18 protein-coding genes and 1 pseudogene are annotated in these 25,715 nt (G+C 72.7%); 6 read left to right on the top strand and 13 right to left on the bottom strand.

The window, feature by feature from the left end:
- Positions 1-61: 61 nt before the first annotated feature.
- The 4 genes from ACV7NM_RS28240 to ACV7NM_RS28225 form a co-directional block, all read right to left on the bottom strand.
- A complete protein-coding gene (locus ACV7NM_RS28240; RefSeq protein ID WP_463412918.1) occupies positions 62-1,243 on the bottom strand; it encodes a thiolase domain-containing protein in 1,182 nt (393 codons plus the stop codon).
- A complete protein-coding gene (locus tag ACV7NM_RS28235; protein ID WP_463412917.1) occupies positions 1,240-2,310 on the bottom strand; it encodes a thiolase domain-containing protein in 1,071 nt (356 codons plus the stop codon). The genes ACV7NM_RS28240 and ACV7NM_RS28235 overlap by 4 nt, the downstream gene beginning before the upstream one ends.
- Positions 2,310-3,296 carry a Zn-ribbon domain-containing OB-fold protein gene (locus ACV7NM_RS28230; RefSeq protein ID WP_463412916.1) on the bottom strand — a complete coding sequence of 329 codons (987 nt, stop codon included), beginning with the start codon at positions 3,294-3,296 and terminating at the stop codon, positions 2,310-2,312. Before ACV7NM_RS28230 ends, ACV7NM_RS28235 begins: the two co-directional genes overlap by 1 nt.
- 650 nt (positions 3,297-3,946) lie before the next feature.
- Positions 3,947-4,747, bottom strand: coding sequence for a crotonase/enoyl-CoA hydratase family protein (locus ACV7NM_RS28225; RefSeq protein ID WP_463412915.1), 801 nt, complete (start codon positions 4,745-4,747; stop codon positions 3,947-3,949).
- A gap of 186 nt (positions 4,748-4,933) precedes the next feature.
- Here ACV7NM_RS28225 and ACV7NM_RS28220 point away from each other — a divergent pair, with 186 nt between their 5' ends.
- Positions 4,934-6,565, top strand: coding sequence for an acyl-CoA synthetase (locus ACV7NM_RS28220; protein ID WP_463412914.1), 1,632 nt, complete (start codon positions 4,934-4,936; stop codon positions 6,563-6,565).
- A gap of 21 nt (positions 6,566-6,586) precedes the next feature.
- On the opposite strand, the gene ACV7NM_RS28215 is transcribed toward ACV7NM_RS28220, so the two are convergent.
- Complete coding sequence (locus ACV7NM_RS28215) at positions 6,587-7,234, bottom strand: DUF2278 family protein (protein WP_463412913.1); 648 nt, start codon at positions 7,232-7,234, stop codon at positions 6,587-6,589.
- Positions 7,235-7,407: 173 nt separating this feature from the next.
- Between ACV7NM_RS28215 and paaK the strand changes: the two genes are divergently transcribed.
- From paaK to ACV7NM_RS28200, 3 genes are all read left to right on the top strand, one after another.
- On the top strand, positions 7,408-8,760 hold the full coding sequence (paaK, locus tag ACV7NM_RS28210) for a phenylacetate--CoA ligase PaaK (protein ID WP_463412912.1): 1,353 nt from the start codon (positions 7,408-7,410) through the stop codon (positions 8,758-8,760).
- Between the two features lie 156 nt (positions 8,761-8,916).
- Positions 8,917-9,771 (top strand): YhjD/YihY/BrkB family envelope integrity protein, encoded by an 855-nt coding sequence (locus ACV7NM_RS28205; protein WP_463412911.1) that lies wholly within the window; start codon positions 8,917-8,919, stop codon positions 9,769-9,771.
- Between the two features lie 65 nt (positions 9,772-9,836).
- Positions 9,837-10,703 (top strand): oxidoreductase, encoded by an 867-nt coding sequence (locus ACV7NM_RS28200; RefSeq protein ID WP_463412910.1) that lies wholly within the window; start codon positions 9,837-9,839, stop codon positions 10,701-10,703.
- A gap of 84 nt (positions 10,704-10,787) precedes the next feature.
- On the opposite strand, the gene ACV7NM_RS28195 is transcribed toward ACV7NM_RS28200, so the two are convergent.
- From ACV7NM_RS28195 to ACV7NM_RS28185, 3 genes are read right to left on the bottom strand one after another with little or no spacing between them, the layout of a single operon-like run.
- Positions 10,788-11,912: a calcium:cation antiporter gene (locus ACV7NM_RS28195; RefSeq protein ID WP_463412909.1), complete on the bottom strand. Its 1,125-nt coding sequence runs from the start codon at positions 11,910-11,912 to the stop codon at positions 10,788-10,790.
- 35 nt (positions 11,913-11,947) lie between these two features.
- Positions 11,948-13,495, bottom strand: coding sequence for an acyl-CoA synthetase (locus ACV7NM_RS28190; protein ID WP_463412908.1), 1,548 nt, complete (start codon positions 13,493-13,495; stop codon positions 11,948-11,950).
- Positions 13,496-13,500: 5 nt separating this feature from the next.
- Positions 13,501-14,619, bottom strand: coding sequence for a nitronate monooxygenase (locus ACV7NM_RS28185; protein ID WP_463412907.1), 1,119 nt, complete (start codon positions 14,617-14,619; stop codon positions 13,501-13,503).
- A 146-nt stretch (positions 14,620-14,765) separates the two neighbouring features.
- On the opposite strand from ACV7NM_RS28185, the gene ACV7NM_RS28180 reads away from it, so the two are divergent.
- The gene (locus ACV7NM_RS28180) at positions 14,766-16,832 is read left to right on the top strand and encodes a serine hydrolase domain-containing protein (protein WP_463412906.1); all 2,067 of its coding nucleotides are present in this window, start codon (positions 14,766-14,768) and stop codon (positions 16,830-16,832) included.
- Between the two features lie 105 nt (positions 16,833-16,937).
- The gene (locus tag ACV7NM_RS28175) at positions 16,938-17,390 is read left to right on the top strand and encodes a nitroreductase family deazaflavin-dependent oxidoreductase (protein WP_463412905.1); all 453 of its coding nucleotides are present in this window, start codon (positions 16,938-16,940) and stop codon (positions 17,388-17,390) included.
- A 4-nt stretch (positions 17,391-17,394) separates the two neighbouring features.
- Here ACV7NM_RS28175 and ACV7NM_RS28170 read toward each other — a convergent pair whose 3' ends face one another.
- The 5 genes and pseudogenes from ACV7NM_RS28170 to ACV7NM_RS28150 all read right to left on the bottom strand — a co-directional run bounded on the left by ACV7NM_RS28170 (position 17,395) and on the right by ACV7NM_RS28150 (position 25,633).
- Positions 17,395-18,972, bottom strand: a complete 1,578-nt coding sequence (locus ACV7NM_RS28170; protein WP_463412904.1) for a phytoene desaturase family protein — start codon at positions 18,970-18,972, stop codon at positions 17,395-17,397.
- Complete coding sequence (locus ACV7NM_RS28165) at positions 18,969-21,032, bottom strand: serine/threonine-protein kinase (protein ID WP_463412903.1); 2,064 nt, start codon at positions 21,030-21,032, stop codon at positions 18,969-18,971. Before ACV7NM_RS28165 ends, ACV7NM_RS28170 begins: the two co-directional genes overlap by 4 nt.
- A 354-nt stretch (positions 21,033-21,386) precedes the next feature.
- The gene (locus ACV7NM_RS28160) at positions 21,387-22,865 is read right to left on the bottom strand and encodes a chloride channel protein (RefSeq protein ID WP_463412902.1); all 1,479 of its coding nucleotides are present in this window, start codon (positions 22,863-22,865) and stop codon (positions 21,387-21,389) included.
- Positions 22,862-24,789 (bottom strand): annotated as a pseudogene (locus tag ACV7NM_RS28155) (glycoside hydrolase family 15 protein). Before ACV7NM_RS28155 ends, ACV7NM_RS28160 begins: the two are co-directional and overlap by 4 nt.
- 10 nt (positions 24,790-24,799) lie before the next feature.
- Positions 24,800-25,633, bottom strand: coding sequence for a class II glutamine amidotransferase (locus ACV7NM_RS28150; RefSeq protein ID WP_463412901.1), 834 nt, complete (start codon positions 25,631-25,633; stop codon positions 24,800-24,802).
- Positions 25,634-25,715: the final 82 nt, after the last annotated feature.

Genomic DNA, 25,715 nt, shown 5'->3' with positions numbered 1-25,715 from the left:
AGGCCCCGCCGCCCCGGCCGGCCCGTTCGAATGGCGTCCGAGCCTCCTGTCCCAAGGCCCCTCAGGACGCGGGCGGTTCGGCTCCCACCAGCCACATCGCGAAGAACTGCGCCCCGCCGCCGTACGCGTGCCCGAGTGCCCGGCGGGCACCCGCGATCTGGTGTTCCCCCGCCAGGCCGCGCACTTGCAGGGCCGCCTCGGCGAAGCGGATCATCCCGGAGGCCCCGATGGGGTTGGTCGACAGCACACCGCCCGACGGGTTGACGGGCAGGTCGCCGTCGAGTTCGGTGACGCCGGCCTCGGTGAGCTTCCAGCCCTCGCCCTCCTCGGCGAAGCCGAGGTTCTCCAGCCACATCGGCTCGTACCAGGAGAACGGTACGTACATCTCCACCGCGTCGATCTCGCGGCGCGGGTCGGTGATCCCCGCCTGCCGGTACACGTCGGCCGCGCAGTCCTTGCCCGCCTGCGGGGACACGAAGTCCTTGCCGGCGAAGAGCGTCGGCTCGCTGCGCATCGCCCCGCCGTGCACCCAGGCCGGGGGCCGGGGCGAACGGGCGGCGCCCGCCCGGTCGGTGAGGACCATCGCGCACGCCCCGTCGGAGGACGGGCAGGTCTCCGAGTACCGGATCGGGTCCCACAGCATCGGTGAGGCCTGGACCTTCTCCAGGGTGATGTCGTGCTCGTGCAGGTGCGCGTACGGGTTCTTCAGCGCGTTGCGCCGGTCCTTGTACGCGACGAGCGAGCCGACGGTGTCGGGCGCGCCGGTGCGCCGCATGTACGCGCGCACGTGCGGTGCGAAGAACCCCCCCGCGCCCGCCAGCAGGGGCTGCTGGAAGGGCACGGGCAGCGAGAGGCCCCACATGGCGTTGGATTCGGACTGCTTCTCGAAGGCCAGGGTCAAGACGGTGCGGTGGACGCGGGCCGCCACCAGGTTGGCGGCAACGAGCGCGGTGGAGCCCCCGACGGAACCGGCGGTGTGGACCCGGAGCATCGGCTTGCCGACCGCGCCCAGGGCGTCCGCCAGGTACAGCTCCGGCATCATCACCCCCTCGAAGAAGTCGGGAGCCTTGCCGATCACGACGGCGTCGATGTCCGCCCAGGTCAACTCGGCGTCCGCGAGGGCGCGCACGGCGGCTTCGCGGACCAACCCGGCGATGGAGACGTCGTGCCGGGCGGCGACGTGCCTGGTCTGGCCGATGCCGACGACGGCCACGGGCTCCTTCGATGTGGCTGCCTTGCTCATGCTCGGTCCCCTTCCATGACGGCGACCAGGTTCTGCTGGAGGCAGGGGCCGGAGGTGGCGTGCGCGACGGCGCGGTAGGACGCGCCGCGGTGGATGCGGGCGGCGGCCTCGCCTATGCGGATCAGTCCCGCGGCCATGATCGGGTTGGCGGCGAGGGCCCCGCCGGACGGGTTGACGCTCACGCCCTCGTCGAGCCCGAGCGCCTTGCGGAGCACCACCTCTTGGGAGGAGAACGGCGCGTGGAGTTCCGCCGTGTCCACGGGGGCTTCGAAGAGACCCGCGCGTTCGGCGGCGAGGCGGGTGGAGACCGAGTCGGTGAGCTCGCGCAGTCCCAGGCCGTGCGCCTCGATCCGGTGGTCGATACCGGTGATCCAGGCGGGCCGCTCGCACAGCCGGCGGGCGGTGTCACCCGCGGCCAGGATGACGGCTGCCGCGCCGTCGCCGATGGGCGGGCAGTCGCCGGTGCGCAGTGGCCGCACCTGGTAGTCGCCCTGTGGGACGGCGCCGGTGAGCTGGGCGTGCGGGTTTCCGGCCTCGGCGGATGCCCGGCTGCGGGCGCCGATGGCCGCCAGGGCGGCCTCGTCGGTCTCGCCCGCGTCGATCAGTGCCTGGGCCTGGAGGGCGGCCAGGGCGACGGAGTCGGGCCACAGGGGGGCGAGGTAATAGGGGTCGAGCTGGCGGGTGAGGACATCTCGTACCGGCCCGGGGGAGGACTTGCCGTACGCGTAGACGAGCGCGGTGTCGGCCTCCCCGGTCTGGATCTTGACCCAGGCCTCGTAGAGGGCCCAGGCGCCGTCCATCTCGACGTGGGACTCGGAGATGGGCGGCCAGGCGCCGACGCCGTCGAGGGTCAGGGTGAAGGAGAAGGCCCTGCCCGCCAGGTAGTCGCTGGAGCCGGAGCAGGTGAAGCCGATCTCGCCGGTCTTGAGGCCAGTGCGGGCCAGCACCTGGTGGAGGACCGGCATGACCATCTCGACTTCGCTGAGTTCGTCGGTGCGGCGCCGGTGGTCGCTCTGCGCGAAGGCGACGACCGCGACCTCTCGGGCGTACCTGTTCGTCGTGACCATCAGATGAGCTCCTTGTACGCGTCGTAGTCCGCGTCCGGCTCGCCGGTGGGGCGGTAGTGGTCGGGGTGCCGACCGCCTTCGGTCCACACCGGTTCGACGCGCAGGCCCATGCGGACCTGGTCGTAGGGGATGCCGCCGATCCGGCCGTGGAGGGCGAGGTCGGCGCCGTCGAGGGCGATGTGGGCGTAGACGTACGGGACTTCGATGTCGAGGTTGCGGGCCTTGATGTTCACGACGCAGTACGTGGTGACGGTGCCGGCCGGGCCGACCTCGACCCGGTCGGTGGTGGCGACGCCGCAGGTGGGGCAGGCGCCGCGCGGGGGCACGTACACCTTGTGGCAGGAGGGGCAGCGCTCGCCGACCGTCCGCCGTCCGGAGAGGGCGTTGATGTACGCGGTCTGCGCGCGGCCGGGGCTGTAGGTGTAGTCGAGGCGCGCCTGGGCGACGATGCCGGTGACGGGGTCGGCGAACGTGCCGTCGTGCGGGGAGGGTTCGGCCGCTTCCGCGCCCTCGGCGGCGTCCTCGTACGGCTCGAAACAGGCGATGTCGGTGATCGCGCCGATTCGTTCTCGGGCCCAGCGGACGCGCACCCGCAGGCCGGTGTGTACGGCTTCGGGGTCGGGTGCGTCGAGGGCGTGGAGAAGGGCGGTGTCGGCGCCGTCCAGCGTGACGAGGACCCAGGCGAAGGGCCGGTCCAGGGGCTGGTTCGGGCGCGGCTGCCCGTTCCAGGCCCAGGTGGTGACGGTGCCGGTGGTGGCGACCTGGACGAGCTCGCGGATCTCCTCGGCGGTGACGGGGTCGTACTCGGCGGGCGGCACCATCACCTGTCCGGCGGTGGTGCGGACGCCGAGTACGACGCGCTCGCGCAGGCCGGTGAGGAAGGCGCTCTGCACGGGCCCGAGGGACCGGGTGAACGGGAACTCGACGACGAGGGGCGCACGCAACACCTCGGGCGGCGGCGCGGCGGCTTCTGGGGCTGCGGTCATGGGCTGGGCTCCTGTCTGAAGGCACGACGGGTTGTGCCCCGGGCCCGGCCCCGACCCGGGCCGGCCGGGTCTGGGGTGGTGGGTCTGGGGGCGGTCGGGTCTGGACGGGAGGCCGGGCGGACGTCCGACCGGCATCCGTGGGGCCGAACGACTCGGCCGGCGCCGACCCGGTCCGACCGCCGAGTCGGCCGGGCCGGGTCGGCCGGCTCGTGCTGCTCAGCCGTCGGGTCCGTCCGACCACCGTCCTCGGTCGGCATTCGGATCGGCCGGCTCGGGCGGTCCGCCGTGGGTCCGTCCACCCGAGTGGGCCGGGGCCGGGTGGCCGGGGCGCCGGGTCCGTCCGGCCTTTCGGTCGGCCGGGCCCGCCGGGTCGGACGCGCCGGCCGGTGTCGGAGGCGATCGGTCGGCCGGGGGTCACTCCCGGTGCACGCCGGTCCGCGCCGCCGGCTGCCGGGATCGACCGGTCCACCGGCGGGGCCAGACCTCTGACCGGGACCTCCACCGCTGATCGGCGGTGGTCGACAGCGCACCGCGGCGCCGACGATCGGGCTTGCCGGAGCATCCGGCCCGACACCGGGGTTACGGGGGTTCCGGATACCGGCACCCCGGTATCCGGGGCCCGGCGCCCACACCCTCACCGTGGCCGGCGCTCAGGCCCGGCGGTAGCGCGGCGGGCGTTTCTCCGCGAACGCGCGGGCTCCCTCCTTGGCGTCCGCCGTCTCGAAGATCGGCCACCCCCGCCTCAGCTCGGCGGCGAGCCCCTCCGCCTCGGTCGACTCCGCGCCCTCGTACACCGAGGCCTTCACCGCCTCCACCGCCAGCGGCCCGCACGCGTTGACCTGCTCGGCGATCTCCAGGGCCCGCTCCAGCGCGGTGCCGTCCGGCACCACCCGCCCGATCAGGCCGATCCCCGCCGCTTCCGCCGCCGTGTACGGCCGACCGGTGAGCAGCATCTCCAGCGCGTGCGTGCGCGGGATCTGCCGTGGCAGTCGTACCGTCGAGCCGCCGATCGGGAACAGGCCCCGTTTGACCTCGAACAGCCCGAAGGTGGCCCCTTCGCCGGCGACCCGGATGTCGGTCCCCTGGAGGATCTCGGTGCCGCCCGCCACGCAGTACCCCTCCACCGCCGCGATCACCGGTTTGCGGGGCCGGTGGTGGCGGAGCATCGCCTTCCAGTGCAGGTCGGGGTCGGCCTTGAGTCGGTCGCGGTACTGGTCGCCCGCCATTCCCCGCCCGGCGAGCGCCTTGAGGTCCATTCCGGCGCAGAAGTCCCCGCCGGCGCCCGTCAGGATCACCGAGCGGACGGCGTCGTCCGCGTCGGCTTCCAGCCAGCCGTCGTACAGCCCCACCAGCAGTGGCAGCGAGAGCGCGTTCTTCGCCTCCGGCCTGTTCATGGTGAGCACCAGCGTGGCGCCGTGGCGTTCCACGGTCAGGTGTTCCGTCCCACCCATTGCCGTCCTCCCGTCTGAAGACCTAGAACAGGTTGCAGGAGGGGAGGAGGCAGTTCAATAGCTTTCTGACACACAGTCAGTTTTCTTGTCCGGTCGCCTTCCCAGTTGACCGTCCCGGCGCTCTAATGACCGCCGAGCCGGGCAGGCCGTGGGGTCAGCCATGACACTTTCGGGTCAGGAGGAACGGTGGAGTACAACCTTGCCGACCTGTTCGAGTCGGTCGTCGACGTGGTTCCCGACCGGGAGGCCCTCGTCTACGTGGACCACCCGGGCACCGGCGCCGAACGCCGCCTGACGTACGCGGAGCTCGACGCGGCGGCGAACCGCCTCGCGCACCACCTCCTCGACAGCGGACTGACGGCCGGCGAGCACCTGGGGCTGCACCTCTACAACGGGGTCGAGTACCTCCAGACGGTGCTGGCCTGCCTCAAGGCCCGCCTGGTTCCGGTGAACGTCAACTACCGTTACGTCGAAGAGGAACTGGTCTACCTCTACAACGACGCCGATCTCGCCGCCCTCGTCTTCGAGGGCGAGTTCACGGAGCGGGTGGCCGCGGCGCTCCCGCGGACCACCCGGTTGCGACACCTGATCCGGGTCGGCGAAACCCCCGAGGACGCCCCGGAGCCCGCGGTCGCGCCCATCGCGTACGCGGACGCGGAGGCGGCGGGCTCCCCGGAGCGCGGCTTCCCGCCCCGCTCCCCCGACGACCTGTTCATCATCTACACCGGTGGCACCACCGGGATGCCCAAGGGCGTCATGTGGCGGGCCGAAGACCTCTTCTTCGCGGGGCTGTTCGGCGGCGAACCGTCGGGCGAGCCGGTGAAGCGGCCGGAGGAACTGGCCGAACGGGTGGCCGCGCGCGGCGCGGGGCTCACGTTCTTCCCCGCGCCGCCGCTCATGCACGGCACGTCGACCCTGACCTCGTTCATCGCCTTCAACTACGGCCAGCGGGTGGTCATCCACCGCAAGTACGCGCCCGAGGAAGTGCTGCGCACGATCGAGAAGGAGAAGGTCTCCAGTGTGTCCCTGGTGGGCGACGCGATGTTGAGGCCGCTCATCGACGCGCTGAACGGCCCGCTGGGGAGGACGGACCTGTCCTCGCTGTTCAGCGTCTCCTCGTCCGGGGCGATCATGTCGGAGACGGTCCGGGCCGAGTTCCAGCGATTGGTGCCGCACGTGATGCTGCTCAACAACTTCGGCTCCTCGGAGTCCGGGTCCAACGGCAAGGCGGCGAACGACTCGGGGCCCGAGAAGGGTTTTCGGCTGGAGGTCAACGAGCGCACCCAGGTGGTGGACCCGGTGACGCACGAGCCGGTGCCGGTGGGCCGGCCGGGGCGCCTCGCCCAGCGCGGCCACGTGCCGCTGGGCTACTACAACGACCCCGCGAAGACGGCCGAGACCTTCTTCCGCAAGGGCGAGGAGCGTTGGGTGCTGCTCGGCGACATGGCGACGGTGGACGAGTGCGGGATCGTCACCGTGTTGGGGCGCGGCTCGCAGTGCATCAACACGGGGGGCGAGAAGGTCTACCCGGAGGAGGTCGAGCAGGCGTTGAAGTCGCACCCGGACGTGTACGACGCCCTGGTCGCGGGGGTGGCGGACCCGAGCTGGGGCAGCCATGTCGCCGCGGTGGTCCAGGTGCGCGCCGGGGCGCCGGAGCCGACGCTGGAGGAGATCCAGGCCCATTGTCGGACGAGGCTCGCGGGGTACAAGATCCCGCGCCAGCTCGTCGTCGCGCCGGCGATCCAGCGCTCCCCGAGCGGGAAGGCGGACTACCGCTGGGCGAAGGCGGTGGCCACGGAGGCGGACGCCGCCCGCTGAGGAAGCGGTGTGGGCGCGGGCTCACAAGGGTCGGCCGTCCGGACCGGTCCGGTCGGCCTGGGTGGAGAACTTGGAGAGGAACACGTCGTACCAGCCGTCGTCCCTCCTGGTCATCGCCGCACCGTCCTGCCAGATCCCGTTCTCCGCCCACCACCGGCTGTCGTACGGGTCGCCCTGGTTCTGGTGGATGTCGTGCACACCGGGACCGCCGCGGTCGAAGGGCTCTCCGAAGACCATGACGGGGCGACCCGGTACGAGGATGGGCTCCAGTGCCCGGGAGGCTTCGAGGCAGGTGCCCGAGATCCAGGGGTGCGACGGGCAGGGTCGGTCGAGGAGCGCGCGCAGCCAGGCGACCACCCGGCCTGACCGGTTGGCGAGCGCGGGGTGGCGTTGGAAGTCGAGGGCGCCCGATCCCGAGGTGCGGGCGAGGTCGTGGAAGCCCGGCGCGAGGGTGGAGGCGGGTTCGAGCACCGAGGCGGCGAGGGTGAGGACCTTCCACTGGACGCCGACGGTGGAGTGCTCGCTGTCGACGTCGACGGCGCACCGGTAGCGGCCGTCGGGTGCGTCGACCTCCAGGTTGACGTGGAACCAGCGGCCCTGGCTGTCGGGTTCGTCGCGGAAGTGGCGGTGCAGTGTTCCGCACAGCACCCCGTAGTCGGCGAGCGGCATGCGGCAAGTCAACCACCGCCGGACCACAGGGGCGACCGACGGTGGGGGGCCCGCGCCCGGCGGGCCCGGACGACGCCGAGATCACCGATCACTCGTTCGAGTCATTGCTTTAGTCTGCCGTGTCCGGCAGGCTACCGAATGATCGGTCGGTGCGTTCACGATGGGGTGAGGACATGACGGACTTCGCAGGCGAGGAGCGGGATCGGGGCGGGCTGCCGGGCCATGGCCCCGGACCGGATGCGGGCGAATCGCTGAGCGGTGACGAGCTGGCGGCCCTCCAGCTGAGCCGGTTGCGCGCCACCTTGCACCGGGTGTACGAACGGGTGCCCTTCTACCGGCAGGCATTCGAGAAGGCCGGCGTGCACCCCGACGACTGCCGTTCCCTCGCCGACCTCTCCCTCTTCCCCTTCACCACCAAGGCCGACCTGCGCGACCAGTACCCCTTCGGAATGTTCGCCGTCCCCCGTTCGGACGTCCGCCGCATCCACGCCTCCAGCGGCACCACCGGCCGGCCGACGGTGGTGGGGTACACCGACGGGGACCTGTCCACCTGGGCGGACGTCGTCGCCCGGTCCATCCGCGCGGCGGGCGGCCGGCCGGGGCAGATCGTACACATCGCCTACGGGTACGGCCTGTTCACGGGCGGCCTCGGCGCGCACTACGGCGCCGAACGGCTCGGATGTACGGTCGTGCCCGCTTCAGGCGGCATGACGGACCGCCAGGTCCGACTGATCCAGGACTTCAGACCGGAGGTCATCATGGTGACCCCCTCCTACATGCTGACCCTGCTGGACGAGATGGAGCGCCAGGGGATCGACCCCCGCTCGACCTCGCTGCGTACGGGCATATTCGGCGCGGAGCCCTGGACGGAGGGGATGCGCCGGGAGATCGAGGACCGGCTCGGCATCGACGCCGTGGACATCTACGGGCTGTCCGAGGTGATGGGGCCCGGGGTGGCGCAGGAATGCGCCTCGACGAAGGACGGCCTCCACATCTGGGAGGACCACTTCTATCCCGAGGTGGTCGACCCGATCACCGGGGCGGTGTTGCCGGACGGCGAGCCCGGGGAGCTGGTGTTCACCTCGCTCACCAAGGAGGCCATGCCCGTCGTCCGGTACCGCACCAGGGACCTGACGCGGCTGCTGCCCGGCACCGCCCGGCCGGCCTTCCGCCGGATGGAGAAGATCACGGGCCGCAGTGACGACATGATCATCCTGCGGGGGGTGAACCTCTACCCCACGCAGATCGAGGAGATCCTGCTCCGCGTCCCGGCCCTCGCCCCGCACTTCCAGCTCCGACTGACCCGGGAGGGTCGGATGGACGCGCTGACCGTCCGGGTCGAGGCCCGGCGCGAGGCGGACCCCGCACAGCGGGAGGCGGCGGCTGCCGCTGTGGTCAGGGCCGTGAAGGAGGGCGTCGGGGTGTCCGTGCGGGTCGAGGTGGTGGACCCGGAGACGCTGGAACGCTCGGTGGGCAAGATCAAGCGCATTCGAGACCTGCGGGAGGAGACGTCGAGACGCCCCTGAGGTATCCGACGGCCTGACGGCCGAGGCCGCACCTGATCCGGCGGGGTCGCCGCCAAGATCAGGGGTCAGCCGCGCGGAGGCCGGAAAACCACCCCTTCGGGCCGTTTTCACCGGCGCCTCCGAGGCAATCGAGGTGCGGCCGGGTAGGTCAAGGGTGTGACCTCGAAGCCCCGGCCGCCGCACGACCGGCTCCGGGCCTCCCTCGTCGGGCTGGCCTGGAGCCGGGGGCGCCAGATGGAGCTGATGCACCGGGCGATGGGTTTCGCTGCCCTCGGGTTCCTGACCCTCGTGCCGCTGCTCGTGGTCGTCGCGGCCGCCGCACCCGGCAGCGGCTCCGGCTTCGGCCGCTGGCTGGGGCAGGCCCTCGGGGTGACGCAGTCCTCGCGGGCCCGCGTCGAGATGCTGTTCAGCGCCGCCGACCTGGCGCTGGAGCGCACCACCGCCTTCGGTCTGGCCGCCCTCGCCGTCTTCGGCCTGACCTTCGGCTCGGCGGTCCAGACCGGCTACGAGAAGGTCTGGGACCTCCAGACCGCCCGCTGGCACACCATGTGGCGGCACGTCGTGTGGCTCGCCCTGCTCGTCTGCTACCTCGCCATCCTCGTCGAGATCCCCGCCCCCTCACAGAACGTGTTCGGCAGCGCCGTCGGCACCGTGAGCGACCTCGCCGGCACTGTCCTCTTCTTCTGGACCTCCCAACGCCTCCTCCTGGGCGGCCGCGTCCGCTGGCGGGCCCTGCTCCCCGGGGCGGTCGCCACCAGCCTCGGCCTGCTCGGCCTTCGCCTCTTCTCCCAACTGGTGTTCTCGCCGCTGATCGCGTCCAGCGCCGTCACCTACGGTCCGTTCGGCACGCTCCTCGTCGTCCAGTCCTGGCTGGTCGGTGTCGGCTTCGTCGTCTACGGCGGCTCCCTCGTCGGCCGCCTGGTCCACGAACGCCTCACCCTGCGCCGGCTGCGCAAATCGGGAGCGGTCCCCGACGAGGGGCTTGACGACCATGGTTCGCAAACCGACTGACGTCGGCGCCCGCCGGTGCGAGGATCAGCGGTGATCACCGATACCGGTCGCTCACAGGGGGATTCATGACTACGCAAGATCCGACGGACGCACCCGGAGGCCGGGTCTGGCTGATCACCGGGGCGTCCTCCGGGTTCGGCCTGATCCTGGCCGAGGCGGCGCTCGCCGCCGGTGACACGGTCGTGGCGGCCGCCCGCCGCACCGGCACCCTCGACGCCCTGGCGGCCGAGCACCCGGGCCGGCTCGTCCCGCTGGTCCTGGACGTGACGGACACGGCCCGCGCGGAGGAGGCCGTGGGCGGGGTCGTGGAACGCTTCGGCCGTATCGACGTCCTGGTCAACAACGCCGGCCGAGGCCTGGTCGGCGCCGTGGAGGAGGCGAGCGACGCCGAACTCCGCGAACTGATGGACCTGCACTTCTTCGGCCCGGCGGCGCTCCAGCGCGCCGCGCTCCCCCACATGCGGTCGCGGAAGTCCGGCGCCATCGTGCAGATGAGCAGCATGGGCGGACGGCTGGCCTTTCCCGGCGTCGGGGCCTACTGCGCCACGAAGTTCGCCCTGGAGGGACTGACCGAGGCGCTCGCGGCCGAGGTGGCCCCCTTCGGGATCAAAGTGCTGATCGTGGAACCCGGCTCGTTCCGTACGGGCTTCGCGGGCGGTGGCGCGCTGCGGTCCACTACCCCTCTGCCGGCCTACGAGGACATCGTCGGCCCCGTCCGGGCCGGCCTCCCGGCGAGCGACGGCCACCAACCCGGGGACCCGGTCAAGGCGGTCGCCGCGATCCTCTCAGCCCTGGACGCCCCGCGGACCCCGTTGCGGCTCGTGCTGGGCAATGACGCCGTCGACTTCATCCGCGCCCGCGAGGACGCGGTCCGCGCCGAGGCCGAGGCCTGGGAGCCCGTCAGCCGGGGCACGGACTTCGACAACGCCTGACCCCGCCCGGCGCGAGAACGTACGCCCCCGGCCCGTGCCACCGGGGGCGTACGAGCCGCCTCACGGGCTCACGGGCTCACGGGCTCACGGGCTCACGGCAAGGAACAGGTACGCGGCCATGAGCACGAGGTGCACGCCGCCTTGGAGCAACGTCGCCCGCCCCGGCACGATCGTCAGTGCGCTGACCACGACGGTCAACGCCAGGAGCACCATGTGGACCGGGCCGAGACCGAGCAGCAGCGGTCCCGAGAGCCACACCGAGGCCAGCGCGATCGACGGGATGGTCAGGCCGATGCTGGCGATGGCGGAGCCGTAGGCCAGGTTCAGGCTGGTCTGCATCCGGTCGCGGCGGGCGGCGCGGACGGCGGCCAGGGTCTCGGGGGCCAGCACCAGCAGCGCGATGATCACACCGACGACGGCGTGCGGCAGTCCGGCGTCGGCGACGCCCCGCTCGATGGTCGGTGAGACGGCCTTGGCGTCGCCGACCACCGCGACGAGCGCGACCAGCAGCAGACCGAGGCTGACCAGGGCGGCGCGGAAGCTCGGCGCCACGGCGTGGGCGTCCTCCCCCGCCGCGTCCCCGGTCTCCCGCGCCCCGCTCCCCCGAGTGTCCACCGGCAGGAAGTAGTCGCGGTGACGGACCGTCTGTACGGCGACGAACAGACCGTAGAGCGCCAGGGAGGCGCATGCGGCGAAGGTCAGCTGGGCGCTGGAGAACTCGGGCCCGGGCTTGCTGGTGGTGAACGTCGGCAGCACCAGGCTCAGTACGGCGAGCGTCGCGACGGTGGCCAGCGCCGCGCCAGAGCCCTCGGCGTTGAAGACGGCGACCCGGTTGCGCAGGGCGCCGACCAGGAGGGATACGCCGACGACGCCGTTGCAGGTGATCATGACGGCGGCGAAGACGGTGTCCCGGGCCAGCGAGGACGTCTTGTCGCCGCCGCCGACCATCAGGGTGACGATCAGGGCCACCTCGATGATGGTGACGGCGACGGCCAGGACGAGGGAGCCGAAGGGTTCGCCGACCCGGAGGGCCACCACCTCCGCGTGGTGGACGGCCGCCAGGACCGCGCCCGCCAGGCAGAGGGAGACCAGCGCCACCGCGAAGGCCGGCAGTTCGCGTCCCCAGCTCAGGACCAGCGCGACGAGGGCCACCACGGGGACCACGACGGTCCAGTCGAACAGGGACGTTCTGTGCGTTGCCGTACTCATGTCGGCCAACTTGCCAGAACCGTCACCCCCGAGCGTCACACGGCGCGCTCACGCCCCTCCCAGTACGGGTCGCGCAGCCGTCGCTTGTACAGCTTGCCGTTGGGGTCGCGCGGCATCGTCTCGATGAAGTCGACCGTCTTCGGGCGCTTGTAGGCGGCCAGCCGGCGCTCGCAGTGGTGCAGGATCTCGGCGGCGAGCGCGGCGCCCGCCACGAAGCCCTCGGCGGGCTCGATGACGGCCTTGACCTCCTCGCCCCAGTCGTCGTGCGGGATGCCGAAGGCTGCGGCGTCCGCCACCGCCGGGTGGGTGAGGAGGGCGGACTCGACCTCGGCCGGGTAGATGTTGACCCCGCCGGAGATGATCATGTCGATCTTGCGGTCGCGGAGGAAGAGGTAGCCCTCGTCGTCCATCAGACCCAGGTCGCCGACGGTGAAGAAGTCGCCGATGCGGTTCTTGCGGGTCTTGCCCTCGTCCTTGTGGTAACTGAAACCGCCGGTGTTCATCTTGATGTACACGGTGCCGAGTTCGCCCGGCGGCAGCCGGTTGCCGTCGTCGTCGAAGATGGCCAGTTCGCTGATCGGCCAGGCCTTGCCGACCGTTCCCGGCTTCTTCAGCCAGTCCTCGGCGGTGGCGAAGGCACCGCCGCCCTCGCTGGCGGCGTAGTACTCCTCCACGCAGCGGCCCCACCAGTCGATCATCGCCCGCTTGACGTGGTCGGGGCAGGGCGCGGCGCCGTGGATGGCGTGCCGCATGGAGCCGACGTCATAGGCGTCCTTGGTCTCCTGAGGGAGCGCGAGGAGGCGGTGGAACTGGGTCGGCACCATGTGGGTGTGGGTGCAGGCGTGCCGGTCGATCAGGCGCAGCATCTCCGTGGGGGTCCACCCGTCCATGAGGACCAGCGGGTGCCCGATGTGCAGGGCGGCGCCCGCGAACTGGAGGACGGCGGTGTGGTAGAGCGGCGAGCAGACGAGGTGGACGTTGCCGTCGAAGGGCCTGATGCCGAAGATCCCGAGGAACCCGCCGAGGTACGTCTCCTCGGGCGGCTTGCCGGGCAGCGGGCGGCGGATGCCGCGCGGCCGGCCGGTGGTGCCGGAGGTGTAGTTCATCACCCAGCCGAGGGTGCGGTCGGCGGGGGGCGTCGTGGGGTGTCCGGCGAGGAGGTCCTCGTACGGGCGGAATCCGGCCGGCGTTCCGACGGCGTAGCGGTGGCTCGCGGGCAGGCCGGCCTCGTCGGCCGCCGCGGTGGCGGCCTCGGCGAAGCGCTCGTGCGCGATGAGCACCTTGGCCCCGGAGTCGGCGACGATCCATGCGATCTCGGGGCCGACGAGGTGGTGGTTGACCGGGACGAGGTAGAAACCGGCCTGCGAGGCGGCGAGGTAGGCGGTGAGGAACGCGACGCCGTTGGGCAGGACGACGGCGAAGGAGTCGCCCTTGCGCATCCCGGCGCGGCGCAGCCCGTGGACGAGCCGGTTGACGTCGGCGTGCAGCCGACCCGCGCTCCACTGTTCGCCTTCGGGGGTGGTCAGTACGGTGCGGTCGGGGTCGGCGATGGCCTGGGCCCAGAAGCCGTTGGTGTCGGTCACGCCGCTCACACCTCTCGGGTCCGGCGGCCGGCCATGCGGTTCACGCGGTCGATGGCTTTCTCGAAGTCGCCGGTCAGTTCGTCGAAGACGGCTTGGACGCTGCGTTCGCTGTTCATCCGGCCGACGATCTGGCCGACGGGGGTCCCGAGCAGCGCTTGGACCTCGTACTTCTGGATGCGTGACACGGCCTCGGCCACGAGCAGCCCTTGGAGCGGCATGGGGAGGGCTCCGGGGCCGTCCGGGTCGTCCCAGGCGTCGGTCCACTCGGTGCGCAGTTGGCGTGCGGGCTTGCCGGTGAGGGCGCGGGAGCGGACGGTGTCGCCGGAGCCGGCTGCGAGGAGCTTGGCGGTGAGGGCGCGGGAGTGCAGGTCGGCTTCGGTGGTGGTGAGCCAGAGGGAGCCGAGCCAGACGCCCTGGGCTCCGAGGGCGAGGCCCGCGGCGATCTGTTCGCCGCTCCCGATGCCGCCGGCTGCGAGGACGGGGAGGGGGGCGACGGCCTCGGTGATCTCGGGGACCAGCACCATCGTGGCGATGTCGCCGGTGTGGCCGCCGGCCTCGTAGCCCTGGGCGACGACGACGTCGATACCGGCCTCGGCGTGCCGGCGGGCGTGTTTGGCGCTGCCCGCGAGGGCGGCGACCAGGACGCCGTGGTCGTGGGCGCGACGGATGACGTCGGCGGGCGGGGAACCGAGGGCGTTCGCGAGGAGTTTGATCGGGTAGTCGAAGGCGACGTCGAGCTGGTCGCGGGCGACCTGTTCCATCCAGCCGGTGATCCGCCAACCGGATGCCTCGCCCTCCGCGAGTTCGGGTACGTGGTGCTTGGCGAGGGTGTCGCGGACGAAGGCGCGGTGTCCCGCGGGGATCATCGCCTCGATGTCGGCTTCGCTGACGCCGTCGACGGCCTTCTTGGCGGGCATGACGACATCGAGGCCGTAGGGCTTGCCGTCGGTGTGCCCCTGCATCCAGTCGAGGTCGCGTTTGAGGTCGTCGGGCGCGGTGTAGCGGACGGCTCCCAACACGCCGAATCCGCCCGCGCGGGTGATGGCGGCGGCGACCGCCGGGAAGGGCGTGAAGCCGAAGATGGCGTGCTCGACTCCCAGTTTCTTGCTCAGCTCCGTCTCCATGGGCGTGAGGATGCCGCAGCGCGCCGGTCGAGGGAAGGGTTTTTCTGATGCAGCGTCAGATTCTTTGCCGGTCGGTCGGTGCGGGAGCCGGGGGCCGCGCGGGCAGATACTGCGAGAGGGCGCGACGGCGGACGGGAGGACCGGTCATGCACGAGTTCACGGGGGCGGTCGGGGGCGACGACGGGAGAACGGTGCACGCGGATGCGGCGGATGCGGCGGATGGGTCGCGCGCGTCGGGTGCGGACCGGGGCGCCGGGGCCCGGGTGGGCGAGGCGGGCCCCGGCCCGGCCGGCCCGCCCGCCGAGACCGGCGGGGTGGAGCCGGCACGGCCGGTGGCCGCCCGGGCGACGCGGGCGGGCGAAGCGGCGGACGCGGGAGGTCGGCAGCGGGCGGCAACCGGTGACCCAATCGGTGACACAACCGGGACCGCGTCCGACGGGCTGAGCCGCAGGCGGCTGGGCGCGCGGCTGCTCGCCCTCGGGGGTGTGCTCGTCCTCCAAGCCGCCCTCCCGGGGGCGGCGGGCGCCCGCGGGAACCCGGCCGAGCGGCGCGCCCTCCAGGGGCTGAAGCTGCGCTACGGCTCCGCACGGCAGGCCGGCCTGCTGGAGAGACACCTCGAAGGAGTGGCGGAAGAGGCCCGGCGCTTCCTCGGCCCCTCCCCCGAACACCCGTACTACGCCGGGGCGGTCGTCCTCGCCGGGCGCGGACGTACGGTGGCCCTCCACCGGGCCATGGGCGACGCGGTGCGGTACGCGGACTACGACGGGCGCACCGACCGGGTCCGGGAGTTCCCCGCCGCGGAACGCATCGCGATGGCCGAGGACACCGTCTTCGACCTGGCCTCGCTCTCGAAGCTGTTCACCTCGCTGCTGGCCGTGCAGCAGATGGAGCGGGGGCGGCTGGAGCTGGAGGCTCCGGTGGACCGGTACCTGCCCGAGTTCACGGGCGGCGGCAAGGAACTGGTCACGGTGCGGCACCTGCTCACCCACACCTCGGGGTTGCGTTCGTGGGCGCCCTTCTACCAGCAGTCCACGCGCGAGGGGCAACTGGAACTGCTCTGGTCGGTGCGACCGCAGGACACTCCCGGGACCGTCTACCGCTATTCCGACCTGAACCTCATCGCGCTCCAACTGCTCCTGGAACGGATCACCGCTCGCACTCTGGACACCCTGCTCCGCGAAGAGATCACCGCTCCGCTCGGCATGCACCGCACTCGTTACCGACCACCGCTCTCCTGGCGCCGGAGCATCGCCGCCACCGAGGTGCAACGTCCGCCCTGGTCCGGCCTGGACCGCGGTCTGGTGTGGGGCGAGGTCCACGACGAGAACGCGTACGCCCTCGGCGGCGTCGCCGGCCACGCGGGCGTCTTCGGCACCGCCTGGGACCTGGCCGTCCTCGCCCGCGCCCTGCTCGACGGCGGGGTCTACGCCGGCAAGCGCATCCTGCGCCCCGCCTCCGTCGAGTTGCTCTTCACCGACTTCAACACCGCCTTCCCCGGCGACGACCACGGCCTGGGCTTCGAGCTCTACCAGCACTGGTACATGGGCGCCATGGCCACCCCGCACTCCGCGGGCCACACCGGCTTCACCGGCACCTCCCTGGTCCTGGACCCCTCCACCGACTCCTTCCTGATCCTGCTCGGCAACTCCGTCCACCCCGTGCGGGCCTGGCGGGCGGGCAGCGCGCCCCGGGTCGCCACCGGCAACCGGTTCGCCCGCGCCGTCCCCGTCCGCACCGGGCACGGCGGCCCCGCCTGGTTCTCCGGCATCACCCCGGGCGGCTCGGGCACCCTCACCCTCCCCGCGCTCACCCCCGCCACCGCCTCCGCCCGGCTGCGCTGCGCCCTGTGGTGGGACACCGTGCCGGGCGAAGGCGCCTTCCACCTGGAGGCCTCCGCCGACGGGCGGACCTGGGAGCCCTTGCCCTTCACCACCGTGCGCTCCACCGGCGGCGCGCCCGAAGCCTGGCCCCAAGGCCGAGCCGACGGCTGGTCGGGCCGCATCTGGCACCGGCTCGAAGCCCCCCTCGCACCCTGGGCGGGCCGCGAGGTCCGGCTGCGCCTGCGCCACACCGCCACCGGCCGCTATGTGGGGCGCGGCGTCTACGTCGACGTCATCCGCGTCGCCGAGCCGGCCCGGCTCCTCTTCGCCGAGGACCGCCCGGCCGACGCCGCCCGCCTGGAGGCCACGGGCTGGACCCGCTCGGCCGACTGAGCGGCGCCCGCGTGCGGAATGCCCGTATCCCCGCCCGCGTTGCGGTTCAATGCCGAGGTTCGTTGACCTTTCAACACGCGAACGACACGCGAAGGCAGGCGGAACATGAACGACATCGACTGGGACCACCCCATCGACCCCAAGCCCGGCTGGACGCTGGACCACGTCAAGCTGTACGTCGGCTCGAACGGAGCCGAGGGCCAGTTCTGGAACGGGACCCAGACCCTGCTCCTCACCACTCTCGGCCGGGTCTCCGGCAAGCCCGTGCGCACCCCCCTCATCTACGGGGAGGCCGACGGCCGGTACTTCGTCGTCGCGTCCAAGGGCGGCCACCCCGAGGACCCGCTCTGGTACAGGAACCTGATCGAGCACCCCGAGGTGCGCGTCCAGGTCGGCCCGAAGGTCCTCCAGGGCACCGCGCGCACCGCGACCCCCGAGGAGCGCGCCGCGTACTGGCCCCTGATGGTCGGACACTGGCCCGCCTACGACGAGTACCAGGCCAAGACGGACCGCGAGATCCCGGTCGTGGTCATCGAGCCCACCGACCAGGTCGGTTGAGGGTTCAGCGTCCCAGGACCGCCATGGCGGCGTTGTGACCGGGAACCCCGCTCACACCGCCGCCGCGCACCGCTCCCGCCCCGCACAGCAGCACGTTCGGATGCCGGGTCTCGACGCCCCACCGGCCCGTGTCCCGGCCGTCCGCGTACGGCCACGACAGGTCGCGGTGGAAGATGTGCCCTCCGGGCAGGCGCAGTTCGCGGTCCAGGTCCAGCGGGGTCTTGGCCTCGATGCAGGGCCGGCCGTCCGCGTCGAGGGCCAGGCATTCGGTGAGCGGTTCGGCCAGGTGCGCGTCGAGCTGGGCGAGGGTGCCGGCCAACAGCACTTCCCGCACTCCCCGGTTGTCCTTCTCGAACAGCCGGGCCGGGGTGTGCAGGCCGAAGAGGGTCAGGGTCTGGTAACCCCGCGCGACCAGTTCGGGCCCGAGGATCGACGGGTCCGTCAGCGAGTGGCAGTAGATCTCCGACGGCGGCACGGAAGGCAGTTCCCCGGTCGCCGCCTCGGCGTGGGCCCGCGCCAGTTGCTCGTAGCCCTCGGCGATGTGGAAGGTGCCGCCGAACGCCTCGCGCGGGTCCACCGAGGTGTCCCGCAGCCGGGGCAGCCGCCGCAGCAGCATGTTGACCTTGAGCTGGGCGCCCTCCGCCGGGGCGGCCGGGGCTTCGCCCAGCAGCTCCGCCAGCGCCCGCGGCGAGGCGTTCACCAGAACCGTGCGGCCCGCGACGGCGCCCTCCCCGGTCGCCGTGCGGAACGTCACCTCCGCGGGCGCGCCCGTACCGTCCGTGTCGATGCGCAGGGCCTCGTGCCCGGTGAGGATCTCGGCTCCGGCCGCCCGCGCGGCCCGCGCGAGGGCGTCGGTCAGCGCCCCCATGCCTCCGACGGGAACGTTCCAGTCGCCCGTGCCGCCGCCGATGACGTGGTAGAGGAAGCATCGGTTCTGCGCGAGGGACGGGTCGTGGGCGTCGGCGAAGGTACCGATCAGACCGTCCGTCAGCACCACGCCCCGCACCAGGTCGTCGGCGAAGTGCCGCTCCACGGCCCGGCCGAGCGGCTCCTCGAACAGCATCCGCCAGGCGGCCTCGTCGTCGACGCGGGCCCGCAGTTCCGCGCGGCTCGGCAGCGGCTCGGTGAGGGTCGGGAACACCTTGCGGGCGAGCCGGCCCGTCGTCGCGTAGAAGGCTCGCCAACTCTCGTACTCGCGGCCGGAGCCGGTCAGCCGGGCGAAGGACTCCCGCGTGCGGGCCTCGGAACCGCCGATGAGCAGCCCGCCCGCGCGGCCGTCGCGCTCGACGGGGGTGTACGAGGACACCGTGCGCCCGCGTACCGCGAACTGCAGGCCGAGATCGCGCACGATCTTGGCGGGGAGGAGGGAGACGAGGTAGGAGTAGCGCGAGAGTCTGGCGTCCACGCCCGCGAAGGGCCGGGTGGAGACGGCGGCGCCGCCGGTGTGGCCGAGCCGTTCGAGGACCAGTACGGACTTGCCCGCCCGGGCCAGGTAGGCGGCGGCCACCAGGCCGTTGTGCCCGCCGCCCACGATCACCGCGTCGTAGGCCGCCTGCCGGAAGGGCGCCGAGGTCGTCGTCATGGCTCTTGGTAGCACACCTGGCCGAGCCGCTCCAGACAGTAGGCCTCGTCGGCGTGGGCGAGCACCGTGTCGGGATGCCCTTCGCCGAGGGATCGTTCGCGGATGCCGGAGAGTTCCCGGTACAGCGGCAGCGCTTCGTGCCAGCGGCCCAGCCTGCCGAGCCCGACGGCGAGTTCGCGGCGGCTGACCAGCGTGTCCGGGTGCTCCGCGCCCAGCACTTCGGCGCGCGCCCGCTCCACCTGGCGGGCCTCGGCGACCGCCTCCTCCCAGCGGTCCAGCCGGCCCAGGTTCACGCCCAGGACGTGGCGGGCGCGCAGGGTCTCGGGGTCGGTGGCCCCGTAGGCGCGGGTGCGGTCGCGCACCAGGGCGCGGAACAGGTCGAGGGCTTCGGCGGCGCGCCCGGTGCGTCCCAGCGCGATCCCGGTCTCGTAGCGGGCGGCGAGGGCGTCCGGGTGGTCGCGGCCCAGGATCCGTTCGCGGACGGCGGCGACCTGCCGGAAGCCGGCCAGCGCCTCGTCCCAGCGGCCGAGGCGGCCGAGCGCGTACGCGACCTCGTACCGGGTCAGCAGCGTGTCCGCGTGTTCGGCGCCGAGCACGGCGGCGCGGTCCGCCGCGACCTCGGCGGCGGCGCGGTGGGCTTCCTCGTGGCGGCCGAGGGCGCCCAGCGCGCAGGCGAGGTTGTGGCGGCAGCTCAGTGTGTCGGGGTGGCGCGGACCCGCGGTGCGGGTACGGGCGGCGACCACCGCGCCGTAGATCTCGCAGGCCTCGCGGTGCCGTCCGAGACGACCCAGTTCGTACGCCTCCTCCTGACGGGCCGCGAGGGTGTCGGGATGGTCGGGCCCCAACACCCCGGCCCGCCCCCGGGCCACGGCTGCGTACGCGGCCAGCGCCTCCTCGGGCCGACCGGCGCGGCTGAGGGCGTACGCGCGGGCGTGCGCGGCTGCGAGCGTGTCGGGGTGGGCCGGGTCGCCCGGGGCGGCGGGACGGGCGATCCCGACGGCGAGCGTGAGCCGGGGGTCGGCGTCGGCGTCGGGCCGTTCGATCGGCCGGGTCACGCCGGGCCGGGCGGTGGTCCAGGAACCGGTGAGCACGGCCCATTCCCCACTGGCGGGGCGGGCGTCGATCCCGGCCTTGCGTCCGGCGCTCATCCCCCGGGCCCACTCGGGCAGCAGGGCCTCGGCGCCGGGCGGCCCGCCGGCGCCGAGCCGGTACTCGACGAGCCGCCGGTGCAGGTGGCGGGCGTCGCCTGGGCGGTCCTCGGGCCGCTTGGCGAGCAGTTCGAGGACCAGAGCGTCGAAGTACTCCGGCAGTTCGGGGCGGTGCTCGCGGGGCGGTACGGGCGCGGTGTCGCGGTGGCCGACCAGCACGGACCAGGAGTCGCCGAGGTCGAAGGGCGGGGCCCCGGTGGCGATCTCGTACAGGACGCAGCCGAGGGAGTAGAGGTCGCTGCGGTGGTCGACCTCGCCGCCCGCGATCTGTTCCGGCGACATGTAGTGCGGGGTGCCCATGGCCATGCCGCCGCCGGTGAGCTTCGCGGTGAATCCGATGTCGTGGGCGAGACGGGCGATGCCGAAGTCACAGATCTTCACGGTGCCGTCGGTGAGCCGCATGATGTTGGCGGGCTTGAGGTCGCGGTGCACGACGCCCTGGTCGTGGGTGTAGCCGAGCGCAGCGGCCATCTGCTCGGCGATGTCGACGACGACGTCCACCGGGAGCGGACGCGACTCGTTGTCCTCCAGGAGCTGGCTGAGGTTGCGGCCGTCCAGGAGTTCCATGACGAGGTAGAGGGGGCCGCCGGCCGCGCTGTCGTCGCCGAAGTCGTGGACCACGGTGACGCCGCGGTGCTGGAGCGCGGCGGCCACGCGCGCCTCGCGGCGGAAGCGTTCGCGCAGCACCTGGGTGAAGTGGTTGTCCTGCTCGGGCCCGAGGGGCTTGAGGCACTTCACGGCGACCTGGCGGCCCAGCGACTCGTCCCGGGCCCGCCATACCTCGCCCATGCCGCCGCGCCCGATCAGATCGAGCGACCGGTACCGGCCCTGGATCAGTCTGGACTCCGCCATGTCTTGAAGCCGCCCCCGTGTCTTGTGCTACGCCCTCCCCGGACGGTCCAGTATGGCCGCTGATGTACGCGGTGTGTACGCCGAGGGGCGACTGGCGGGGCCCATACGGCGCATCGCTTTCAAGATGTGACCTGGCGGCGGCCGCCGGCGCAGACCTGCGGGGATGGTGCGCAGCAGGCGTCCGGTGGGGCGCGGGCGGCGGGTGGTTGTCGGTGGGGCGGGTGCGGGCCGGCCGTACGGCCGGTGCGCCCGGTCGGGGTGGGAACGGTACGCGAGGGCGACGAGCGGGCGCCACAGCGGATTTCGGCCATGAACGAGGGGCGGGCGCGGGCTGGACGGGCGGGGCGACCACCGTCAAGGCGTCCCGGCCGCTTTCGCGCCCACGGTCGCGCCCGGCCGGGCCGGCGGCTCGGGGCCGGCCGGTGGCAGGGCGGGCAGCGCGGGCAGCAGGCCCGTGGTGACGAACGAGATCACGGCCGCGAGGATCGCCACCGGCATCATGACGGGACTGCCCAGCAGCAGGACCACGAGCACCACGCTGCTGACCGGCAGCCGCAGGGCGGCAACGGTGGTGGCGGCCATGCCTGCCGCCATCGCCGGTACGACGCCCAGGCCCGGCAGGGGCGACAGGAGGACGCCGGCCGCCGCCCCCAGGAAGAGCGTGGGGAAGATGGGGCCGCCGCGCAGGCTGCCCAGGCACAGCGAGAACGCGATGGCCTTGAACAGCAGGACCGCGATCAGCGCGCCGATTCCCCAGGCGTGCGGATCGGCGGCCAATTGCGCCATCGTGGACTGACCGGACAGGGCGACCTCCGCCGGGGAGCGGCCGGTGATCAGGGCGTAGAGGGCGGCGCAGGCGCCGGCGCCCAGCGCGCACAGGACCGTACGCCGCCGGACGCCACCCGAGACGAACACCGCGAGCCGGCGCCCCACGAGCTGCACCGGCCGCATGAACAGGGCGCAGCCGAGGGCGATGACCACCGCCCAGAGCACGTCCGGCGCGTCCAGGCGCGGCCCTGGGCCGGACACTTTGAGGCCGAGATTGCCCGTGCCCAGACCGGTCCACCGCCCGAAGCCGGTGAAGACCAGGGAGCCGATGCCGCTGGAGAGCAGGGCGGGGAGCATGACCGCGAACAGTCGCGGTCCGCCCACGCCCGCCACCTCGATCAGCAGTACGGCGGCGACGAGCGGGTTGCCGAAGATCGCCGCGATGGCGGCCCCCGCTCCGGCCGCGCCCAGCAACGCGGTGGACATGGGTGTCGTCGGGGCCCTCGTGAGGTCTTGCAGGAGCAGGGCCAAGCCACCGCCCAGTGCGATCAGGGGTGCTTCCGGTCCCAGGACCGCGCCCAGCGGCAGGCTCGCCGCCGCCGCGATCAATACGCCCGGCAGTGCGATCGGACTGGTGCCGCCGGTGGCGAGCCCGCCCGCCGGGATGTGCCCGCCGGCGCCGGGGAGGTGTCTGACGACCAGACCGACGACGACCCCGGCGACGAGCAGCAGGGGCAGGGGCCACCACCACGGGGGCGCGTCCCGGCCCATGGCGTGCGGGAGCGACACCCAGACGGCCCGTTCCAGCGCCTGCAGTCCGGCGAGGAACCAGAAGGCGACCAGGGACACGGGAATGCCGACGAAGGCCGAGAAGGCCAAGGCCCGGAGGTAGCCGGGGGCACGCAGGATGGAGCGCAGGAGGTCCGGCTCGCCGGGCGGGGCGCCGCCGGCGGCGGCGTCCGGCCGGGGCTCGGGTTGCCCCGGCCCGTCGGGTGCCCCCGGTGGGACCGGCCCCGCCGGCCGCGTGGGTTCCGTGGGTTCCGTCGGTTCCGTCGGTTCCGTCATGGTTCCTCGTCCAGTTCGGCGTCGAGCGCGAGGGCCGCGGTGACCAGCGCGAGGTGGGTGAAGGCCTGCGAAAGTTGCCCAGTTGCTCGCCGGTGGGTCCGATCTCCTCGGCGAACAGGCCGACGTGATTGGCGTAGGTGAGCATCTTGTCGAAGGCGTAGCGGGCCTGTTCGACCCGTCCGGCCCTGGCGAGGGCGTACACGTAGAGGAAGGAACACAGGGAGAACGTCCCCTCGGAGCCCCTGAGACCGTCCGGGGAGGCCTTGGGGTCGTAGCGGTAGACGAGACTGTCGGAGACGAGTTCGCGGTCCATGGCGTCCAGGGTGGACAGCCGGCGCGGGTCCTTCGGCGGGACGAAGCCGACCAGCGGCATCATCGGCAGCGAGGCGTCCAGCACGGAGCTGTCGTACTGCTGGACGAACGCCTGGCGCTCCCGGCTCCACCCCCGGATCATGATCTGGTCCAGCAGCTCGTCACGTACGGCCGTCCAGCGCGTCAGGTCCGCCGGGCGGGCGGTGGCCACGGCCTGACGGATGCCCCGGTCGAAGGCGACCCAGCACATGAGGCGGCTGTAGGTGAAGTCCTTGCTGCCGCCGCGGGTTTCCCAGATGCCGTCGTCGGGGCGGTCCCAGTGATCGCAGAGCCAGTCCGGCAGGGCCGCCGAGCGCCGCCAGTCCTCGTAGCCGACCACGTCGGGGGTCTGGCCCGCCTGGGCGAGTGCGTAGACCGCCTCGCCGTAGATGTCGAGCTGCAGTTGGCCGGCGGCGTCGTTGCCCGCCCGTACGGGGGCGGAGCCCCGCCACCCCGACAGATGGCCGAGGACCTCTTCGGGCAGGTGCGGGTCCCCGTCGACGCGGTACATGATCTGGAGCGGCTCTCCGCCGGGCGCTCCCCCGTCCCGGAACCGGTCGGCGAGCCAGCCGCGGAAGGCGTTCGCCTCCTCGGTGAACCCCGGGTCGCGCATGACCCGGACGGCGAGGGAGGCGTCCCGGACCCAGGTGTAGCGGTAGTCCCAGTTGCGCTCCCCGCCCTCCTGTTCGGGCAGGCCCGTGGTCGCGGCGGCGATCGGCGCACCCGTGGGCGCGTACGTCAGCAGTTTGAGGGTGATGGCGGAGCGATTGACGATCTGCTGCCAGCGGCCGCGGTAGCGGCAACGCCCGATCCAGCGGTGCCAGAAGCGGCTCAGGTCGGTGAACTCCCGTGCCATGTCCTCGGCGTCCGGCGTCGGTGGGCCCGCCCGGCCGACGTCACACACCGTCAGGACGACGGCGGCGCGCTCGCCGGACGACAGCGCGACCGTCGCGCGTACGTCGTCGCCGTCGGCTTCGAGCGGCACGGGACCGGCCGTCTGGAGGTGGGCGGTGATGCCCGGCCCGTCGAAGCGCGCCGCGCCGTCGTGCAGGGCCAGTGTGTGCCGGGCGCGGCCGTAATCGAAGCGCGGACGGCACTCCAGGGCGAAGCGCATCGATCCGCGGACCACCCGCATGACCCGCACCACCCGGTGCCGGTCGGTGGGGGTCCGCTCCTCGCGGACGGGCATGAAGTCGACCACCTCACCGACTCCTTCGGGGGTCAGGAAGCGGGGGATCAGGACGGCGGTGTCGGCGAGGTACAGCTGGCGGGTGACGACGCCCGCATCGGTTTCCGACGTGCTCGCGCCGCGCGCCGCCCGCGCCGCCCGGGGCCGGTCCTGGGCCGGGGCTTGGGCCTGTGCTTGGGTCTGGGCCTGGGCCTGGGCCTGGGCCTGGGCGGTGATGGAGAAGTACCCGCCGCGGTCGTGGTCGAGGAGCGCGGCGAAGACGCTGGGAGAGTCGAAGCGGGGGGAGCGGAACCAGTCCAGTACCCCCTCGCAGGACACGAGGGCGCAGGTTTGCAGGTCACCGATCAGGCCGTGTTCGGCGATCGGCGGGTACGGGCGCGTCATGCGGCCGGCTCTAGGCCGGTTCCGGGGTGAAGCGACACAACTCGTCCGCCCCTGGCCGCACGACGCCGTAACTGCTCTCCGGGACCTCCTGCCAGGCGCCGGGCAGGTCGGACAGGGGCTCGGAGACGATGAGGCGGGTCTCGTCCGACACGTCCCGCAGGAAGGCCGCGTCCGGGTGCAGCTTGCGCAGCGTTTCCACCCGGCTGCTGTAGAAGAGCGACCGGGAGGCTCCCTGGCTGGAGTACCGGAAGGCCCACACGCTTTCCCCGTCGGTCACGGCGACCGTCATCTGCATCGGGAACTCCACGCCGTGTTGGTGGCCGCTGCGTTCCACGACCCCCACCATCCGGGCCACGGCGCCGGGCGGATCCTGGTCCAGGCCGAGGGTGACCGCGAGGTAGAACATGACCTCGGAGTCGGTGGTGCCCTCGATGTCGGTGAACAGGGCCGGGTCAACCAGGAGGCACAGGTCCCGACGCAGCAGGTGGAAATCGGCGATGGCGCCGTTGTGCATCCACATCCAGCGACCGTGCCGGAAGGGGTGGCAGTTGGACTGTTGCACCGCGGTGCCGGTCGACGCGCGGATGTGGGCGAAGAACAGCGGGGAACGGACGTGGTCCGCGATCTCCCGCAGGGTGCGGTTGTTCCATGCGGGACCGATGTCCCGGAGCACTGCGGGAGTGGTGTCCTCCCCCGTGTACCAACCGACTCCGAACCCGTCACCGTTCGTCGTCTCCACGCCCAGGCGTGAGTGCAGGCTCTGGTCGATCAGCGAGTGTGCCGGTTTGTACAGCACGGTGTCGAGCAACACCGGCGTTCCCGAGTACGCGAGCCATCTACACATGGGCGATCACCTGTGTCCCTCCCCGCGGCACCGCGGGACGGCGGCGGGGAGACGGGAATCAGTCGGTCGGCCGGGCGCGCGC

It is taken from the genome of Streptomyces sp. Tek67B01 (assembly GCF_055231995.1).
Note: the sequence above shows the minus strand (reverse complement) of the source record. Positions and strands in the feature narration are given on the sequence as shown.

Excerpts from the sequence above, each read along its gene's own strand:
- ACV7NM_RS28215 (WP_463412913.1), bottom strand. The coding sequence starts at position 7,234 with ATGCCGCTCGCCGACTACGGGGTGCTGTGCGGAACACTGCACCGCCAC.
- ACV7NM_RS28200 (WP_463412910.1), top strand. The coding sequence starts at position 9,837 with ATGACTACGCAAGATCCGACGGACGCACCCGGAGGCCGGGTCTGGCTG.
- ACV7NM_RS28180 (WP_463412906.1), top strand. The coding sequence starts at position 14,766 with ATGCACGAGTTCACGGGGGCGGTCGGGGGCGACGACGGGAGAACGGTG.
- ACV7NM_RS28240 (WP_463412918.1), bottom strand. The coding sequence starts at position 1,243 with ATGAGCAAGGCAGCCACATCGAAGGAGCCCGTGGCCGTCGTCGGCATC.
- ACV7NM_RS28170 (WP_463412904.1), bottom strand. The coding sequence starts at position 18,972 with ATGACGACGACCTCGGCGCCCTTCCGGCAGGCGGCCTACGACGCGGTG.
- ACV7NM_RS28160 (WP_463412902.1), bottom strand. The coding sequence starts at position 22,865 with ATGACGGAACCGACGGAACCGACGGAACCCACGGAACCCACGCGGCCG.
- ACV7NM_RS28230 (WP_463412916.1), bottom strand. The coding sequence starts at position 3,296 with ATGACCGCAGCCCCAGAAGCCGCCGCGCCGCCGCCCGAGGTGTTGCGT.
- ACV7NM_RS28175 (WP_463412905.1), top strand. The coding sequence starts at position 16,938 with ATGAACGACATCGACTGGGACCACCCCATCGACCCCAAGCCCGGCTGG.
- ACV7NM_RS28235 (WP_463412917.1), bottom strand. The coding sequence starts at position 2,310 with ATGGTCACGACGAACAGGTACGCCCGAGAGGTCGCGGTCGTCGCCTTC.
- ACV7NM_RS28165 (WP_463412903.1), bottom strand. The coding sequence starts at position 21,032 with ATGGCGGAGTCCAGACTGATCCAGGGCCGGTACCGGTCGCTCGATCTG.
- ACV7NM_RS28225 (WP_463412915.1), bottom strand. The coding sequence starts at position 4,747 with ATGGGTGGGACGGAACACCTGACCGTGGAACGCCACGGCGCCACGCTG.
- ACV7NM_RS28185 (WP_463412907.1), bottom strand. The coding sequence starts at position 14,619 with ATGGAGACGGAGCTGAGCAAGAAACTGGGAGTCGAGCACGCCATCTTC.
- ACV7NM_RS28150 (WP_463412901.1), bottom strand. The coding sequence starts at position 25,633 with ATGTGTAGATGGCTCGCGTACTCGGGAACGCCGGTGTTGCTCGACACC.
- ACV7NM_RS28195 (WP_463412909.1), bottom strand. The coding sequence starts at position 11,912 with ATGAGTACGGCAACGCACAGAACGTCCCTGTTCGACTGGACCGTCGTG.
- paaK (WP_463412912.1), top strand. The coding sequence starts at position 7,408 with ATGACGGACTTCGCAGGCGAGGAGCGGGATCGGGGCGGGCTGCCGGGC.